Genomic DNA, 15,960 nt, shown 5'->3' with positions numbered 1-15,960 from the left:
CAAAGATCTCGCGATGCCTATTAATACCCAGAGCCTCACTAATGTTCAGTCCACACATCCGTTGCAATCGGCAGCTGGTGCACAAAACGTGCAAAGCGCTAACAAAGCTGTCGAGGTTGGGCAGTCCTGGAAAGGAAGCCTCAACTGGCAATCAGGGGCGACGCCGCTTGAAGACAACTCCCACTTTCGCGATCACCTGACCAATCAAGCTGCTTTGCTACAGCCCACTGCGCACAGCTGCATGAACTGCAAGGAAGCTGTTCTGCTGATGGGGCTTAAGGCCTATGCGGATACACCGGAGAGCAACCGGGTTATTCGCGAGCTGGAAGACAACCTCAACTACGACATTGGCTACAATGAAATTCTGGATGAGATTGTCGGGTACGACAACAGCGAGCCAGCAACCTCCTTTGAAGCGGGTGATGTGGTGTTCTTTTTTGCAGACACGCATGTGGCACTGGGAGCGGAAGACGGCAAGGTGCTGAGCCTGTGGTTTGGACCGGGCGATAGCAGCAATCTCCAGGAGGCTAGCCCGGAAGAGCTTTTTCAGCTGACAAAAGAAAATCCAGAGACCTACTATCAGGCAGCTAAAGGCTGGTTCAATGTGGAATCCGGCGATTATGAAATTGAACTCCAGTTTCTGGAGGTTAAATCTCAGCTACAGGATGCACTGGAAGAGAACGGAACACTCTCGGACACTCAGCGCTATGAGTTCAGAGATAAAATTGACGGACTGCTCCGGCAAGCAGGCGCTGATCCCAATAATGCCTGGGAGTTCATCACCGTCGCCAAGCAGCCTCTGGAAGTCCTTGGGGCGTAAAGACCAGGTTCATGCCTCACTTACTGTGAGAGAACACTTTGGCGCATACTCATAGTAGTTGTTGGAGCTTTCTGAATGGGTCACGCGAAAGCCGTAGCCCTGGTAGAAATCGTTAGCGCGGCTGATGCGGAGAGCGTCGAGGCGGATGGGTTTGTTTTGGGCGGTGGCTTGTACCTTGATCTGTTGCAGGATCTTTGAGCCGATGCCGAGACCTTGCGCTTCAGGCAGCAGGTAGAACATGTCCAGATACAGATGATCGGGGTGGTTCAGGACCACGAAAAAGCCGACTGTCTTGCCGCTCTTCTGGATCTTCCGGGTCTTCTCAGGTGCGTATTCGCTTAGGAATATCTCTCTGGCTTCATCGTGATGAAACAGCCCATTGGCTTCCGCGCTTTCCTTCATAGCGGTGTAGCGAATGTGCTGGAGTTCTTCGAAGTCTTCCTGAGAGGCGGTTTGGAGTTGGAAGGCTGGTTCAGGTGTGAACTCGTAGTAGTTGTTGAAGTCCACGTTGTGCGTGAAGTTGAAGCCTTGCGCCAGATAGAACTTGTTTGAGTTGCTGATGCGCAGAGCACCCAGGCGGATTGGTTTGTTCAGCTGCGTAGCTTGTTCTTTGATGTTTGTAACAATCTGCCCACCGATACCCTGCCCTTGTGTTTTGGGGTGCAGGTAGATCATGTCTAAATGGATATGATCTTCGTACTCATGCACCGCTGTAAAGCCGAGCAACTCTTCGCCTTGCATAATCTTTAGCGTGGCCACTGGCTTGAAGTCTTCAAGGAAATGCCTGCGGGCAAGGGCATAGTCTGTGAGATTGTTGGCTGCCCATTCATCTTTCATGGCTTCATGGCGCAAGTCTGCGAGCTGTTCGATATCTTTGGGTTCAGCGCGTTTCAGAATGAAAGTTGGTGCACTCTGCGGCATGCTTTCCAGCGGGAGTTCGTAGTAGTTGTCGAACTCTGCACTGTGGGTGTGCTGGAAACCGTGGCGCAGATAGAAGGCGTTGGCTTTGCTTTGTTTCAACGCACCGAGGCGGATTGTTTTTCCTTTTGAGAACGCATGCGCTTTGATCCGGGAGATCACGGCAGCTCCGATGCCACCTCCCTGGGCGCTTGGGTGGACGTAGAGGTGGTCGAGCCAGATGTAATCCTTGCGGTCCCGCAGTACATAGAACCCCAAAATCTGTTGTCCTGAGACGAGTTTGAAGGTGTCTTCACAGACAAAGCTGTTCAAGAAACGTTCGCGCGCTCGGTCAGGGTCGAAACGGCCCAGCGCTTCAAGGCTTTCGCGCATGGACTGGACGCGGATGTTTGCGAGGAGGTCTGCGTCTTCCGGTTCCGCAGCGTAGACAATAAACGGCACACCAATAACTTTCAGCAATAACCTGAGCGTACAATTTGGATTTGCATCTATGCAATATCCCTCAGGCTTCCTATATAGAAATCAATGTTAAGCAGTATGCACTAAACTTAGGACAGTCAAACTGCTTTGACCTTTTATTACAGTGCGTTTCCTTATCCGAAAAGCGGTTTTCAGCACTCGGGGATACGCTTTGGTGTAGCGGAGATTTTGATGTCAAACGATAAGTTCAACCGTTTTCTTGGAGACTCGCCGGGGCGCGTTCTCATTCGGCTGATTTTTCTATCTTTGATTGTCGGGATTGTTTTGTCTGCGCTGGACTTTTCACCGCTGAGCCTGATTTATTCCGTGCAGGATTTCTTTGTCAGGATCTGGAATATGGGCTTCTCAGCGATTGAACGCTTTGGCTCCTACTTCTTCCTTGGAGCCATCGTCGTCGTGCCACTGTGGTTCATTACTCGCCTTATGAACTGGCGCGGGCGTTAACCGCGCCTGCTCCGGCAGAGAAACCACTACTGCATACAGATGTTGTGTATGTTGGTTGACAGGTTGTCGAAGATCTCCGGATCTTCGCTCGTGTTGCCAATCAAAACGGCAACTTCCAGTGCTGCAAGCACGAAATCGGATTTCACCAGCGCTTCTTCAGAGGACCAGCTGCCACTGTATTCCAACAGGTCCGCCAACCAGACACGGTTGCGGCGCGCGAAAGTCGCGGCAAGTTCCTGAAGCTCATCTGGCAGCTCTTCATCCTTGTCGCCCAGCACTGCTGAGAGGAACAGCTCACCGCCATCTGCCATGCCTGCCTGAAAGGCGGCAATGTAGGTATCCAGCGCTCTGCGAAAGTGAAGAGTTTGCGTGGCAGGGTCACCCAGGATCTGCAGGAAGCGGTCGATATACCTTTGCAGCACGGCATGCTCTACCCCCTTTTTGGAAGAGAACATTTTCGAGATATCCTGCTCGCTTGTTCCAGTACTGCTGGCAAGCTGGTCGACATCCAAGCCCAACAGCCCGCTTTCCCGGATCATGTAATCCGCAGTATCCAGTACAACGCTTCTATTGGTGACTACAACACCCATATGTGTCTCCTAGCCTTCCGAGGCATTTTATTTGCACTTTACGGAGGGGATACTGCGCATTTTTCATAAAATGGCAAGACACATTTACCTATTCAGTTCTTCATGGTGGAATATTACATTTAACTAAAATTTTATATAAATAGGACTTGTTTTTGAATCATAAGTACTTCGCTGCCACTCGGTACAGATTTGAATGCCGGTTAACCAATAGTCGAAGATTATACGAATAACCACCTCCCAGCACACCTGCAAGTGGAAGCCCTTCATTCCTTACCAGTTTAAAGACCAGTTCCTCTCGTTTTCGCAGCCCCTCATCTGAGAGTGCAAGACGCCCTAAACGGTCATCATGATGAGGATCAACACCTGCATTGAAGAACACCAGGTCAGCTTTGAAACTGGTGAGAACTTGTTTGAGCGTGTCCTCCAGGATCTCAAGATATTCGTCATCCTCCATACCATCAGTCAGGGGTACATCCAGTGTGGAAGCTTTCTTGCGGACTGGGTAGTTCTTTTCTGAATGGAGGGAGAGAGTGAAGACGCTGGTGTCATGGGCGAAGATATCGGCAGTCCCGTCTCCCTGATGGACATCCAGATCAACAATGAGCACGCGGCGTACCATGCGCATGGCCTGTACCGCCCTCACTGCAACGGCGACATCGTTGAACACGCAAAACCCTGTTCCTTGTGCAATACGGGCATGGTGCGACCCACCGGCAGTGTTGCAGGCGACGCCATGCTCCAGTGCCAGCATTGCCGTGAGCAGAGACCCACCTGTTGCGCATTGCGCACGGAAGGAAACGCTTTGGGTCATAGGAAAGCCGATCTCACGCGCGATGGCGTGAGGAACATTACAGCTGAGAACCTGATCTACATAGTCTTTTGCGTGCACCCGCAGCAGGTCTTGTCTGGAGATTGGTTCCGGCTCGTGGAAATCATAGAGTGCACCATCTGGATCGGTTTGCTTCAACCACTGAGCCACTTCCGCATATTTGCGCATTGGAAACCGGTGGTTTTCCGGAATGTCTGCTGTGTAAGCAGGATGGTGCACGATTGGGAGCTTCACAGGGGCAGTACCTTCTTAGAATTCGCTTTTACTTTCTCGTTTCCTTATCCGAAAACCGGTTCCCACGTTTCGGAGATACATTCTTATCTATAGCAGTTCTGCGCAATATGGTATGGACAAACGCAGAACAAACAAATATGCAAATGATACTTTGATTATCCAATCCACTTTGAGCTGCTTGCTGGTGCTGCACTCGTGCGTTTGAAGGTTTCCCGCGTGTCTACAAGTTTCAAGGTGACGAACCGCTCTTTCCTTGCGCTCGCCGTGCCTATGACACTGGCGTATGTCTCCACTCCTTTATTGGGGCTGGTTGATACCGCGGTGATTGGGCAGTTGCATGATGCTGCCCTTTTGGGTGGTCTGGCTGTTGGTACAATCCTTTTTGATGTGATTGGCGCCTTCTTCTACTTCTTGCGAGCCGGAACGACAGGCCTTGCCGCACAGGCTCTTGGTGCCAACAATGGCAATGAACTGCGTGCAGTGCTCGCCCGTGCCCTTTTGCTGGGTATTATTGGTGGCATTGTCGTCATCTTTTTACAGTGGCCGCTTCTGACGTTTGGCTTGCCCATTATTGGCGGGACGGATGCGGTGCAGGAAGCCGCAGCGACATACTTTGCGATCCGAGCGTTTTCAGCACCATTTGTGCTTGCCAACTATTCTATTCTTGGCTGGTATCTGGGCCTCAGCAAAGCCGGTATCGGACTGCTTATTCAGACCTTCCTGAATGTCATCAATATGGTGCTTTCTGTTGTGTTTGTACTTGGGTTTGATTGGGGCATTCCCGGTGTCGCCGTGGCAACCTTTATTGCCGAGATGCTAACATTTGGCCTCGGTCTTTTTCTGATCAAGCGCGAACTCCACGGTGCACGTTTGCCTTCGTTTTCTCAAATCATCATTTGGGAGAAACTGAAGCCGATGCTGGCGTTGAACCGGGACATCATGATCCGGTCCATGGTGATGCTGTTTGCCTTCGGCTTCTTTACCTCTCGCAGTGCTGCCCAGGGAGAAGTGGTGCTTGCCGCCAATGCTGTGCTTGAGAAGTTCATTCTGATCGCAGCATTCTTTCTGGATGGTACGGCATCAGCTGCAGAACAGGTGATTGGCCAAGCAATCGGGGCTAAACAGAGGACTGCCTTCCGTAAAGCCCTGCGGCTCTCCATCGGCTGGGGCTTTGGGCTTTCCTTTGGTGCGGCAGTCGTGTTGTGGGTGGCTGGCGGACCGGTTATTGACTTGCTGACAACGCATACAGAGGTGCGAGAAACAGCGCGTACCTATATGATCTGGGCTGTACTGACGCCGATCATTGGCACACTGGCCTTCCAGATGGATGGTGTATTTATTGGCGCGACATGGTCTCAGGATATGCGGAACTCTGTTGTGGTCTCCACCATCCTGTTTCTTGCCAGCTATTACCTGCTTTATCCGCTCTACGGAAACCACGGCCTGTGGTTCTCATTGCTGGTGTTCTTCGGGGCGCGTGGTTTGACCCTTAGTTATCTGTGTGTCGTTCGCGAACGCCAGCATTTTGGAGCTCTCCAAAAGGCATAATTTCAGGACTACCTCAGCTGAAAGCAGCTTGTCTTGCCCGATATGCATACCCGGGCAAGACGCAAGTCACATGCTAAGCAATGTCGATGGTGATTTTGCCCATGTGCTGTGCCTGATCCATGTAGGCATAGGCCTCGTCGATCTGGGACATGGAGAAAGATTTGTCTATGAGCGGTTTGATCTGGTGCTTGGAGACAAACGCACACAGGTTCTCAAAATAAACACGGGAGCCGACCAGAACGCCTGATAGCGACGAGTTATTCAGGACAAGCTGGCTGATATTCTCAGGGGCGTGTGCCCAACCAGTCAGAACACCCACTTGTGTAATCAGGCCATGTGCGGCAACGGCACGTATGGATCGCTCCAGTGTTTCCTTCCCACCAAGGTCCAGAACCACATCAGCGCCATGCCCGTCTGTCAGTTCTCTCAGTTCGACGTCCCAATCTGGTGTTGTTTTATAGTTGATGGTGATGTCTGCTCCCATCTCCTTTGCTTTCTCCAGCTTTTCATCTGAGGAGCTGATGAGAACAACGCGGGCTCCAAACGCTTTAGCGAGTTGTAGAGCGAAGATGGCAACACCGCCTGTGCCTTGTATCAGGACGGTATCTTCTGGTCGCAAAGCCCTGTGTTGCTCAAAAAGGGCATGCCATGCTGTGACGCCGGCGCACGGAAGTGTTGCGGCTTCCTGAAAGCTCATATGGTCGGGGACATGCACGAGGGTATCCTGATGAAACTGCGCTTGCTCTCTTAAAACGCCCGGCTGATCAGCTGAGCTGATTGCGGAAGATAATGCGCTTGGCTGGAATGAGCCTTCGAGCCAGTCCTGAAAGAAGGTTGGCATGACACGGTCTCCAACAGACCATTTTGTGACTTGCTCACCTACAGCAATGACTTCCCCTGCCCCGTCGGACAAAGGTACAAGATCCTCTGGCATTTCACCGTACTGGCCTTTTCGGATCATCTGATCTCGTGCATTCAGGCTTGCAGACTGCAGGGCAATTTTCACTTCGAATGGTCCAAGCGGTTCTGCAGGGAACCTGTGGGAGCTGAATATATTGCCGTTTAAAACGATTCCCTGATGATGATTTTGCGCGTGATTAGGAACGGTCATTGAATGATCTCTTAATGAAATATATGAGGCAGGCCTTGGCAGCCTTGAAGGTTTTGTTGAGTTGATGCGCCTGATCACACAACGCAGGCAACGTGCTGCTTGATGTGATCAGGCGTGGCACTTGCTTTTAGCTGGCGAGTTTGCTTGCAATTGTTGCGACGTGGCGCCCCTGGTCACGGGCCAGTTTCAACTCATCCTCACTTGGCTGGCGAGAGCCATCCGGGCCAGCAATGGTGCTGGCGCCATATGGGGAACCACCGCGCACTTCAGTGATATTGAAGAGTTCCGGACTTGAGTACGGCAGGCCAACAATCATCATGCCGTGGTGCGCCAGTGTCGACCAGAAGCTGGTGATGGTTGTCTCGTTACCACCGCCTGTTCCGGTGGATGTGAACACCGAGCCGACTTTACCAATCAACTTGCCACCAGCCCACAACCCTCCGGTTTGATCCAAAAAGTTACGCATCTGCGATGCCATATTGCCAAAGCGCGTTGGGGTACCAAAAATGATGGCGTCATAATCCGCCAGCTCACCCGGCTGCGCAATCGGCGCCTGTTGATCAAGCTTGAAGTGACCGTTTACAGCAACTTCTTCCGGCACAAGTTCCGGTACGCGCTTTACAACCACAGTCGTTCCGGCGACATCTTCAGCCCCCTCACGGATGGCCTCTGCCATGGTTTCGATGTGGCCGTAGCTTGAATAATATAAAACGAGAACTTTGGTCATGGGTCTTCCTTCATGTTGCTCTTACAGTGAAGGTAAAGCACCGACATAAATGAACAATATCACATTAAATAGAATGTCTGTTCATTATATATTGACAGTTATAGAGATTTTCGTGCCACTCAGTGGACGGCGGATATCTTTGACTGGTGTTCTCACAGAGAAAAAGGCCAGACTTCCTGCGAAGCCCGGCCTCATTTATCGATAGGTGTGAGCCTCAGTTCTCCAGCGATTTATCGGCCCAGATGTCATTGTCGATGCCGACAAGTTCCTGCAAGTTGGCAACCTTGCGGGCAGCAACGAGGCGGGACAGATGGTGGTTGATCTTCTTCACCAGCGTTTGTCCTTCATAAACCATGCCGGAATAGAGCTGTATCTGGTTTGCGCCTGCAAAGATCTTTGCTGCGGCTTTTTCTGGCGTATCTACACCGCCGACACCAAAGAGCTGCAGATCCGGACCGACTGCACGTCGGGTTTTCGCCAATGCAATGGTGGCACGTTCAAACAGTGGTGCGCCTGACAGTCCGCCTGCTTCTTTGGCCTGCTGCTGGTCCCTCAGCGTGGCTGGACGGGCGATGGTGGTGTTGGAGACAATCATGCCATCAACCTTGTTGGTCAGGACGACTTCTGCGATTTCCTTGAGCGCCTCGTCGGTCACGTCTGGGGCGATTTTGAGCATGACGGGCACCTTACGGCCCAGGCGGTCTTCTTGCTCGTTGCGCGCTTCCATAATGGCGGTGAGCAGATGCCCCAGTGCATCCTTCTCCTGCAAGTCTCGCAGGCCGGGTGTGTTGGGAGAGGAAATATTGGCCGTCAGGTAATCCGCCAGTTCTGCAAAGCGCTTTACACCCAGAACATAGTCCGCAACACGATCCTCTGAAAGCTTGTTGGCCCCAACGTTGATACCGAGCACTCCTGGTGTGCGGCCTGCTTTGCGGATGCGCTCGTAGACGACATCGTGGCCGTCATTGTTGAACCCATAACGATTGATAACAGCGCTATCTGCACTCAGGCGGAAATTCCTAGGCTTTGGATTACCTTCCTGTGGCAGAGGGGTGACCGTTCCCACTTCAACGTGACCAAAGCCAAGTTTCATCAGCGGCGCGATGGCTTCGGCATTTTTGTCGAAGCCTGCTGCCATGCCCACCGGGTTCTTAAAAGTCAGATCACCCCACTTGTATTCGAGAGCTTTGTCCTCGATCTGGCCGAATGTCGGCGCCAGACCTGAGGCCAGCATCTTGATGGTTGCGTTGTGGGAGGTCTCCGGGTCCAGACAATGCAGTGCCCGGATACCGACTTTGTTTATGAGGTTTTCAATCGACATTTACAGCTCCGGAAACTCGTGATTACCATTTGCATTCAATGGCAAAGGTTTGACCCATATAGCTTTAGAGGCAGGAAACTTGCCATACAGATGCGGGAAGAGCGTTCCACCCCGGGAGGCTTCCCACTTCATCTGCTCTTCAGGGAAATCTTCGCTTTCAACGGCAATCAGCAGCAAGTCAGTTTGTCCCGCAAAGTACAGCGCTGCTGTTTCTTTCACGGTCTCGGCGCTGGAAAAGTGGATATAACCATCGGCCAGATCGATCGGTGCACCCGCAAAGAAACCGGCTGCTTCAGCTTCTTGCCAAAGCGCCTTGGGGGCGATCTTGAATATGAGGGACATGGGACTTGCCTTTCAGGAGAGACGTCTACTCAACTGAAGTCATGCTCTTACATCCACAAATCAGTGGCTGGCAACCCCTCTCTTTCGTCTAGAGCTTGCAATAGGATTTTATTCACCACATACAAGATTTCTTTGAGATGCGGGTGCAGTTAGTTTTTCTGATCTTATCTGCGTTCGTTTCAGGTGACGCCGGTGCTGCTACAGGAGGATATATGCTGGATCACGAACACCTTTGGGCCGCACTTGATAAGCTGGCTGCGCAGCATCAACTGACGCCTTCAGGACTGGCGCGCAGAGCTGGGCTTGATCCGACCTCTTTCAATCCTTCCAAGCGGTTCGCTGCAGATGGTCGTCCGCGTTGGCCTTCTACGGAGTCGCTTGCCAAGGTGCTGGAAGTCACCCAGATGCCTTTCTCGGACTTTGCCGCTTTGCTGCAAGATAAAACAGAGATCTCAAGTACACATTTCAGGTCTTTTCCAGCTTTTCTGTGCACGAGTGATGAGTTGAGGGAGGTTGATCCGCAGCAGCTTTCCGATTTTCAGTTGGATAAATTCTGCGATAGCTTCATTTTTCCGAGTTCTCAGAGTGAGAAATTCTTCGCGCTTGAAGTTTCGAGTAACAGTTTTGAACCATACTACAGGGAAGGACAAATTCTCATCGTCTCTCCCGAGGCTTCTTTGCGGCGGCATGATCATGTTTTGATAGCAACCACGTCCGGAGATCTTCATTGCGGTGCTTTGCAACGGCAAACAAACGAGCGCATTGAATTTCGACGGGACACTCCTGACGATAAGCCAAGGGTGGTTCAGGTTGCAGATCTGGTTTGGACAGCAAGAGTTTCATGGGTGAGCCAATAAGCAAACAGGGCGCTTATGCGGATTACCAAGACCACAAGTATTCTTTTTGGAGCTTTGCTTCTTGGCGCCGGGTTTTATGCGCTGACAGAGTACAATGCAGCGACAGCCTTGCGTGGGAATGCGCGCACATTGTACCGCCCTTCTTCGTTCCCTGTTGAGCATAAGCCGACAGCAGAAGAGAAGCAGCGGGAACTGGCGGCGCTTGAAGCTGCCCGAGTTGCAGCTGAGGCAAAAATTCCCAAGACGCCGCCCAAGCATCCTCAAACACTTCGTAATGTTGGCGGCAGTCGCACGCCCCCTCCTCCTGTAACGACGCAGCTCCAACGCGTTGCACATGTTAAAGTGCCTCGCAAATCCAAGCAGCCTCCTCCGAAGGAACTCGTGCTGTATCGCCCTGTTGCCGTTGACGGTGCAACTCTAAGTGATAAAAAGAAGAGAATATCCCTTCATCACATTCAGCCTGTACCGCTCAGCACAACATGCCCCAGTGAAGATGGTGAAAGATGGCCGTGCGGTATCAGAGCACGGACGGCTTTGCGTGCTTTTATCCGCCAGAAGCGTGTCACCTGCTCAGATATGAAATCAGTGCAAACAGATGAATATGCTGCTTCCTGCAGTGTGGGCAAACATGATCTTGCCACTTGGCTGATTGAAAATGGTTGGGCCAAGGCTGAACGGGGTGCCCCAGATTCACTGAAAGAGATCGCGGCACGGGCTCGGCGGTCTGAGCAAGGCATCTGGCGTTCCAAGCTGGTTCAGCTGAGCGAAGATGAAACCGCAACACTGGTAAACTCCTGGGAGGAGCTGGATGATGACAGCACCTCAACCACACCACTGGTGATGGAAGGAGAGCCTGCAATAATCTGGCGTCCACGCAACAGCACGGCTGCAGAGACGTCCGCCACCGAATAATTCACTTTTTACAGGGCCTTGGAGAATAAAAACATAATGTCAGGGTTTTGGAATACACTTAAACGAGAGGCCTGCTTTCTTGCAGGTGCTGCAACCACAGCCTTCTTCTTTCTGGCTGGGGCGGATCTCTTATTGCCCACCTCTGCTCTCTTTGTGCAGATGTTCTGTTTCATCTGGCTTTTTGGTGTCATGTTGTGGTGCGCCTTTGGCGTGGTGCGCCATGCAGACTGTCTGGCAGTCATTCTTGGTGAGCCTTACGGAACGCTGATCCTGACGCTCTCGGTGATCGGCATTGAGGTCTCCCTGATCGTTTCTATTATGCTGACAGGTGGGACGAATGAGCCTCTGGCCCGGGATACGATGCTGGCGGTGCTCAATATCGTGCTGAATGGCATGGTGGGCATCAGTCTGCTTCTGGGAGGGCTCAAGTACGGGGAACAGCCTTTCAACACACAGGGCGCCCGCTCTTTCCTTTCAGTCCTTATTCCGCTCGCTACTTTTTCTCTGATCCTTCCCCGCTATACGACCTCAACAGCTGACCCTTCCCTTTCGACGGGACAGCAGATCTCGTTTGCGGTGATGATCAGTCTGCTCTATGCGATCTTCCTTGCCACTCAGAGCATCCGGCATAAGTCTTTCTTCATTCAGCCAAAACCACACTCTGGTGTGGCTCTGTCCTTCCTGATGGCGAAGGATGAAGCGGAAGACGATAAGCATGCTCACGATGATGATGATCATCATGACCTGGAGATCTATTCAACCAGCTATCACGCGATCTTCCTGATCCTGACCATGCTGCCGATTGTTCTGCTTTCCAAAAAATTCGCGGTGCTGGTGGACTTTGGCATTGCCAGCTTTCATATGCCTGCTGCGTTTGGTGGTGTTCTCGTTGCGCTTCTGGTTCTTACTCCTGAAGGCTTGGGCAGCTTCCGTGCGGCGCTCTCAAACAGGTTACAACGCTCCGTGAACATCTGTCTTGGATCAGCTCTGGCGACCATCGGTTTGACAGTCCCGGCTGTTCTAATCGCAGCCGGGATCTTTGACATTCACATTGTGCTGGGTGTGAAGGATACGGACATGATCCTGCTCCTCCTGACACTCATTTTGAGTATGATCACGTTTACCGGCAGCCGAACGAACGCCCTACAGGGCGCTGTCCATCTGGTGTTGTTTATCTTCTACTTCATTCTGATCTTCCAGCCCTAGCAGATCACGCTCAACCAACTCGTTGATCACATGATCCACCCAGTGCTGATTACCAATCGGCGCTGCGTGGATTCCGTCCTTGCAGAAGCCCTCAGCCATGATCCCCGGAGTGACGGAGATAGCAATGGCACCGCGTTCATGGCACAGCTGCGTACCGACACGATTGATCATCTGTCGGCGAGGTTCCAGAACAGCGCCTAATCCCCACGAGAGCGCGGGCACGTTCATTGGTGACATGAGGTTGGACCAGTAAATCCGAGCATGAGGGTACTTACTACGCAATGCATAAATCAGCTCGCCGAACCCTTTCTTCCAGGCTTTGCCAGAACGGAAGTTCTTCAGGTCATTGAAACCGATACTGATGTAAATGTGTGTGTAATCGGCGTGCGGCAGATTGGGGACGACCACATCACGGATTTGGCTGGAGGTTGCAGAGTTGTTGCCAGCAGCCCGCCATTTAACAGGCCGTCCGGATACCTCTGCCATTTTGTGAGCCATCTTGCAGGTCAAGCCATTTGTCGTGTGGTCCAGCCCCACTCCGGCAACGGAGGAATCACCAACAACAAGTAGGTTGATCAACTGGCCCTGACCGGGAACCGCACCAAATTGCGGTCCTGGTGCTGGTGACAGCCTTAGGGAATTAGCACGGGCACGTAAGCCTTCGAAAATGTAGACGGGTAAAAGCGCCCAAGTTAGCCAGCTAGGAAAAGACATTAAAAAAGCCCCCTCGTTTGAGGGGGCTAATTCATCACGCTGCAAGCTCTCCTGCAAGTGCTTTTGCAATCAAACTACGAGTTTCCGGAATACCGTAGAGGGCGATAAAGGAACCAAAGCGTGGACCTTTCTCCTGCCCCAGAAGTACTTGATAAATCGCAGAGAAAAAGGTCTGCGCGACACCAGGGCGTCCATCTGGACCCGGCTTTGCGGTGTTCTGGTAACGCTCAATATTACGACCAATGTCGTAAATTGCGTTTTGGATATCGCCGCCGTCAGTCTCTGCTGGCAGGCCAGCAAGCACTTCATCCAGCTTGGTGAGCATTTCTGTCTCAACTTCATCTGCTGCTTTGAACTGCTTCGTTGGTTTCACGAAGTCGTCGTAGTAGCGGATGGCGTAGCCAACCAACTCATCCAACATCTTATGTGTTGCAGCAGAAGAGCCCGGTGCGTAGCGGGAGATGAACGCCCACAGCACGTCCTTGTTCTCTGCGTTAGATGCAGACACCAGGTTGAGCAGCATTGCGAAGGAGATCGGCATCTCTTCTTTCGGCGGTGTGCCGTAGTGGATGTGCCAGACCGGGTTCATCAGCTTCTGCGCTGCATCCATGTTGTCGAACTTGGACAGGAAGGTGCAGTACTCATCAACCGCTTTCGGGATGACGTCAAAATACAGCTTCTTTGCAGTTTTCGGCTTCTGGAAGTTGAACAGGGACAGGCTTTCCTGATTGGCGTACTGGAGCCACTCTTCCATGGTCAGGCCGTTGCCTTTGGACTTGGAGATTTTCTGGCCTTTGTCGTCCAGGAAGAGCTCGTAGTTGAAGCCTTCCGGAGCCGGACCGCCCAGAGCCTTACAGATCTTGCCAGACAGGTTCACACTGTCGATCAGATCCTTACCAGCCATTTCATAGTCGATACCCAGAGCGTACCAACGCAGCGCCCAGTCAGCTTTCCACTGACATTTGACGTTGCCGCCTGTCACCAGAACTTCAACACGCTCTTCAGTCTCAGGGTCAATGTAAGTCACAGTGCCTTTTTCGACATTGCGATCTACCATTGGCACCTGCAGCACAATACCTGTGCGCGGGCAAAGCGGAAGAAATGGAGAGTATGTGGCCTGACGCTCTTCACCCAATGTTGGAAGAATGATCGCCATGATCTTGTCGTAGACTTCCAGCATGCGCAGGAGCGCTTTATCGAACACACCAGACTTGTAGTAGTCGGTGGACGACACAAAGTCATACTCAAAGCCGAACTTATCCAGAAACGCCATGAGTTTTGCGTTGTTGGCCGCTGCAAAGCTTGGGTATTCGTTGGAGAATGGATCCGGCACGCTGGTCAGTGGCTTGCCAAGAAATGACGCCATCATCTCCTGATTAGGCACGTTGGTTGGCACTTTGCGAAAGCCGTCCATATCATCTGAAAAACAGATCAGCTTGGTCGGGATCTTGTCTTCTGTGAGCACACGAAAAGCGGTGCGCACCATGGTGGTGCGTGCAACTTCGCCAAAGGTGCCCATGTGCGGCAGACCAGATGGACCATAGCCGGTCTCGAACAAGACCGGCCCGGTCTTGGGTTTCTTCTCCAACCGTTTGACCAGTTTGCGTGCTTCTTCAAACGGCCAGGCTTTAGATACCTGTGCCGCCTCGATAAGTTCTGGGCTGAGATCGAGTTGAGGCAAACTGTTCATAGACATGGATTTTGAGATCCGTATTTGGAGATTAAATTGTAACTGAGTTTCGCTTTCTTCAGCAGGATTTAATGCCGGAAAGCTGCGCGAACTTATGTAAAACTAGCGCCCGCGTCAATGACAGTTCTCGGGTTTTCGGCTCTACCCCCTTGTATGAGGCCGGAAGCCCCCTTACCTTTGCAGTCATTAGCCGCCGCCAGACAATTTGGCAGAGCGAAAAACTAAAGCAAACCAAGAGGCAAAGCTTTTCGCTTTGGGGAGATATGGGTACAATAGAAAGATTACTGAGCGTAGAAGAAGCTCTCATTCATGTGATGGTGATGGTTTCCGCCGCAGACAGCGCGATGAGCGATGCAGAGCTTCGCCAGCTTGGCGATATTGTGGGCATTCTCCCTGTCTTCAAAGATTTTGACGACAATAACCTGATCAAGATTACCCAGCAGTGCGCTGAGCGTCTTTCCGGTGAAAACGGCATGAACGCAACACTGGCGCTTGTGGCAGAGTCATTGCCAACCAAATTGCATGACACGGCTTATGCTCTTGGTGTGGAGATTGCCGCGGCAGACTTGCGGGTAAGCCCTGAAGAAGTGCGTATGTTGCAGTTGCTGCGTGACCACCTGAAGCTGGACAAGCTGACGATCGCAGCGATTGAGCGCGGCGCTCAGGCCCGCTTCCGCACACAATAACTCAGTTCAATCTGATTGGCGGGCAGCACGACTGCCCGCAATCCTGCTCTTTGCGCTGCAAGATATTGTTTGCAGCTGTTAATGCACGGTCTTGACCATATCCGGCAGATCCAGCGAGAAAGCTGGAATTTTCACCGCAAAGGACTCCCCCTTTTCAGTTTGCATACGGTAATTGCCCGTCATGATGCCTGAAGGAGTATTGAGTGGACAGCCTGAGGTGTACTGAAACGACCCACCGGGTTCGATGACTGGCTCTTCACCAACCACACCTGCCCCGTTGACTTCCTGCGTGTTGCCGTTGGCGTCGATGATATGCCAGTGGCGAGACCGCAGTTGGATAGTATCAGAACTCAGGTTCTCAATTGAGACCGTATAGGCCCAGAAGAACTGCTCATCTTCGGGAGTGGACTCCTCAGCAAGATAATACGCTTCGACAGTGATCTGTATATTTCGGGTAACGGCACGATACATAGCACAACCCATTTCTAAGGAAAATTCCACTGCAAATACAACAGCAGTACGCATCCTATT

Annotated in this window: 17 protein-coding genes; 7 read left to right on the top strand and 10 right to left on the bottom strand. The window is 51.9% G+C overall.

Going from position 1 to position 15,960, the window contains the following annotated elements:
* Positions 1-13: 13 nt before the first annotated feature.
* Entirely contained in the window at positions 14-820 is an 807-nt protein-coding gene (locus PsAD13_RS09065; RefSeq protein WP_063317923.1) for a hypothetical protein, read from the top strand.
* Between the two features lie 9 nt (positions 821-829).
* On the opposite strand, the gene PsAD13_RS09060 is transcribed toward PsAD13_RS09065, so the two are convergent.
* Entirely contained in the window at positions 830-2,179 is a 1,350-nt protein-coding gene (locus PsAD13_RS09060) for a GNAT family N-acetyltransferase (RefSeq protein WP_063317972.1), read from the bottom strand.
* 210 nt (positions 2,180-2,389) lie between these two features.
* Here PsAD13_RS09060 and PsAD13_RS09055 point away from each other — a divergent pair, with 210 nt between their 5' ends.
* Complete coding sequence (locus PsAD13_RS09055) at positions 2,390-2,662, top strand: DUF6460 domain-containing protein (RefSeq protein WP_057464942.1); 273 nt, start codon at positions 2,390-2,392, stop codon at positions 2,660-2,662.
* A gap of 26 nt (positions 2,663-2,688) precedes the next feature.
* Here the strand turns inward: PsAD13_RS09055 and PsAD13_RS09050 are convergent, their stop codons facing one another.
* Together PsAD13_RS09050 and PsAD13_RS09045 are read right to left on the bottom strand one after the other, a co-directional pair.
* A complete protein-coding gene (locus PsAD13_RS09050; RefSeq protein ID WP_057464941.1) occupies positions 2,689-3,252 on the bottom strand; it encodes a TetR/AcrR family transcriptional regulator in 564 nt (187 codons plus the stop codon).
* 157 nt (positions 3,253-3,409) lie between these two features.
* Entirely contained in the window at positions 3,410-4,249 is an 840-nt protein-coding gene (locus tag PsAD13_RS09045; RefSeq protein ID WP_063317971.1) for a histone deacetylase, read from the bottom strand.
* A gap of 282 nt (positions 4,250-4,531) precedes the next feature.
* On the opposite strand from PsAD13_RS09045, the gene PsAD13_RS09040 reads away from it, so the two are divergent.
* A complete protein-coding gene (locus PsAD13_RS09040; RefSeq protein WP_063317922.1) occupies positions 4,532-5,863 on the top strand; it encodes an MATE family efflux transporter in 1,332 nt (443 codons plus the stop codon).
* Between the two features lie 73 nt (positions 5,864-5,936).
* On the opposite strand, the gene PsAD13_RS09035 is transcribed toward PsAD13_RS09040, so the two are convergent.
* From PsAD13_RS09035 to PsAD13_RS09020, 4 genes are all read right to left on the bottom strand, one after another.
* Entirely contained in the window at positions 5,937-6,974 is a 1,038-nt protein-coding gene (locus tag PsAD13_RS09035; RefSeq protein WP_063317921.1) for an NAD(P)-dependent alcohol dehydrogenase, read from the bottom strand.
* Between the two features lie 127 nt (positions 6,975-7,101).
* Positions 7,102-7,701: an NAD(P)H:quinone oxidoreductase gene (gene wrbA / locus PsAD13_RS09030; protein WP_063295633.1), complete on the bottom strand. Its 600-nt coding sequence runs from the start codon at positions 7,699-7,701 to the stop codon at positions 7,102-7,104.
* A gap of 214 nt (positions 7,702-7,915) precedes the next feature.
* Positions 7,916-9,022 (bottom strand): quinone-dependent dihydroorotate dehydrogenase, encoded by a 1,107-nt coding sequence (locus PsAD13_RS09025; protein ID WP_063317920.1) that lies wholly within the window; start codon positions 9,020-9,022, stop codon positions 7,916-7,918.
* Positions 9,023-9,364, bottom strand: a complete 342-nt coding sequence (locus PsAD13_RS09020) for a DUF952 domain-containing protein (protein WP_063317919.1) — start codon at positions 9,362-9,364, stop codon at positions 9,023-9,025. It abuts the gene before it with no gap.
* Between the two features lie 212 nt (positions 9,365-9,576).
* Here PsAD13_RS09020 and PsAD13_RS09015 point away from each other — a divergent pair, with 212 nt between their 5' ends.
* The 3 genes from PsAD13_RS09015 to PsAD13_RS09005 are packed head-to-tail and all read left to right on the top strand — an operon-like array spanning position 9,577 to position 12,339.
* Positions 9,577-10,221: a helix-turn-helix transcriptional regulator gene (locus PsAD13_RS09015; protein WP_063317970.1), complete on the top strand. Its 645-nt coding sequence runs from the start codon at positions 9,577-9,579 to the stop codon at positions 10,219-10,221.
* 15 nt (positions 10,222-10,236) lie between these two features.
* Complete coding sequence (locus PsAD13_RS09010; protein ID WP_063317918.1) at positions 10,237-11,133, top strand: thermonuclease family protein; 897 nt, start codon at positions 10,237-10,239, stop codon at positions 11,131-11,133.
* A gap of 36 nt (positions 11,134-11,169) precedes the next feature.
* Entirely contained in the window at positions 11,170-12,339 is a 1,170-nt protein-coding gene (locus PsAD13_RS09005) for a calcium:proton antiporter (RefSeq protein WP_063317917.1), read from the top strand.
* Here PsAD13_RS09005 and PsAD13_RS09000 read toward each other — a convergent pair.
* Both PsAD13_RS09000 and PsAD13_RS08995 read right to left on the bottom strand, forming a co-directional pair.
* The gene (locus PsAD13_RS09000) at positions 12,277-13,053 is read right to left on the bottom strand and encodes an SGNH/GDSL hydrolase family protein (protein ID WP_084404671.1); all 777 of its coding nucleotides are present in this window, start codon (positions 13,051-13,053) and stop codon (positions 12,277-12,279) included. The genes PsAD13_RS09005 and PsAD13_RS09000 overlap by 63 nt on opposite strands.
* 34 nt (positions 13,054-13,087) lie before the next feature.
* Complete coding sequence (locus tag PsAD13_RS08995) at positions 13,088-14,749, bottom strand: lysine--tRNA ligase (RefSeq protein ID WP_063317915.1); 1,662 nt, start codon at positions 14,747-14,749, stop codon at positions 13,088-13,090.
* A 266-nt stretch (positions 14,750-15,015) separates the two neighbouring features.
* Between PsAD13_RS08995 and PsAD13_RS08990 the strand changes: the two genes are divergently transcribed.
* The gene (locus PsAD13_RS08990; protein WP_057465028.1) at positions 15,016-15,429 is read left to right on the top strand and encodes a tellurite resistance TerB family protein; all 414 of its coding nucleotides are present in this window, start codon (positions 15,016-15,018) and stop codon (positions 15,427-15,429) included.
* Between the two features lie 78 nt (positions 15,430-15,507).
* Here PsAD13_RS08990 and apaG read toward each other — a convergent pair whose 3' ends face one another.
* Positions 15,508-15,900 (bottom strand): Co2+/Mg2+ efflux protein ApaG, encoded by a 393-nt coding sequence (gene apaG / locus PsAD13_RS08985; RefSeq protein ID WP_063317969.1) that lies wholly within the window; start codon positions 15,898-15,900, stop codon positions 15,508-15,510.
* Between the last annotated feature and the right edge of the window lie 60 nt (positions 15,901-15,960).

Origin of the sequence: Pseudovibrio sp. Ad13 (assembly GCF_001623225.1) — a bacterium.
In the GTDB taxonomy this organism is placed as follows: Bacteria; Pseudomonadota; Alphaproteobacteria; order Rhizobiales; family Stappiaceae; genus Pseudovibrio.
The sequence above is the reverse complement of the archived record's forward strand: the minus strand, read 5'-3'. Positions and strand labels throughout refer to the sequence as shown.

Bases quoted from the DNA above. Each gene is read 5' to 3' on its own strand.
- PsAD13_RS09065 (WP_063317923.1), top strand. From the start codon at position 14: ATGCCTATTAATACCCAGAGCCTCACTAATGTTCAGTCCACACATCCG.
- PsAD13_RS09055 (WP_057464942.1), top strand. From the start codon at position 2,390: ATGTCAAACGATAAGTTCAACCGTTTTCTTGGAGACTCGCCGGGGCGC.
- PsAD13_RS09050 (WP_057464941.1), bottom strand. From the start codon at position 3,252: ATGGGTGTTGTAGTCACCAATAGAAGCGTTGTACTGGATACTGCGGAT.
- PsAD13_RS09045 (WP_063317971.1), bottom strand. From the start codon at position 4,249: ATGCGCAAATATGCGGAAGTGGCTCAGTGGTTGAAGCAAACCGATCCA.
- PsAD13_RS09035 (WP_063317921.1), bottom strand. From the start codon at position 6,974: ATGACCGTTCCTAATCACGCGCAAAATCATCATCAGGGAATCGTTTTA.
- wrbA (WP_063295633.1), bottom strand. From the start codon at position 7,701: ATGACCAAAGTTCTCGTTTTATATTATTCAAGCTACGGCCACATCGAA.
- PsAD13_RS09025 (WP_063317920.1), bottom strand. From the start codon at position 9,022: ATGTCGATTGAAAACCTCATAAACAAAGTCGGTATCCGGGCACTGCAT.
- PsAD13_RS09020 (WP_063317919.1), bottom strand. From the start codon at position 9,364: ATGTCCCTCATATTCAAGATCGCCCCCAAGGCGCTTTGGCAAGAAGCT.
- PsAD13_RS09015 (WP_063317970.1), top strand. From the start codon at position 9,577: ATGCTGGATCACGAACACCTTTGGGCCGCACTTGATAAGCTGGCTGCG.
- PsAD13_RS09010 (WP_063317918.1), top strand. From the start codon at position 10,237: ATGCGGATTACCAAGACCACAAGTATTCTTTTTGGAGCTTTGCTTCTT.
- PsAD13_RS09005 (WP_063317917.1), top strand. From the start codon at position 11,170: ATGTCAGGGTTTTGGAATACACTTAAACGAGAGGCCTGCTTTCTTGCA.
- PsAD13_RS09000 (WP_084404671.1), bottom strand. From the start codon at position 13,053: ATGTCTTTTCCTAGCTGGCTAACTTGGGCGCTTTTACCCGTCTACATT.
- PsAD13_RS08995 (WP_063317915.1), bottom strand. From the start codon at position 14,749: ATGTCTATGAACAGTTTGCCTCAACTCGATCTCAGCCCAGAACTTATC.
- apaG (WP_063317969.1), bottom strand. From the start codon at position 15,900: ATGTATCGTGCCGTTACCCGAAATATACAGATCACTGTCGAAGCGTAT.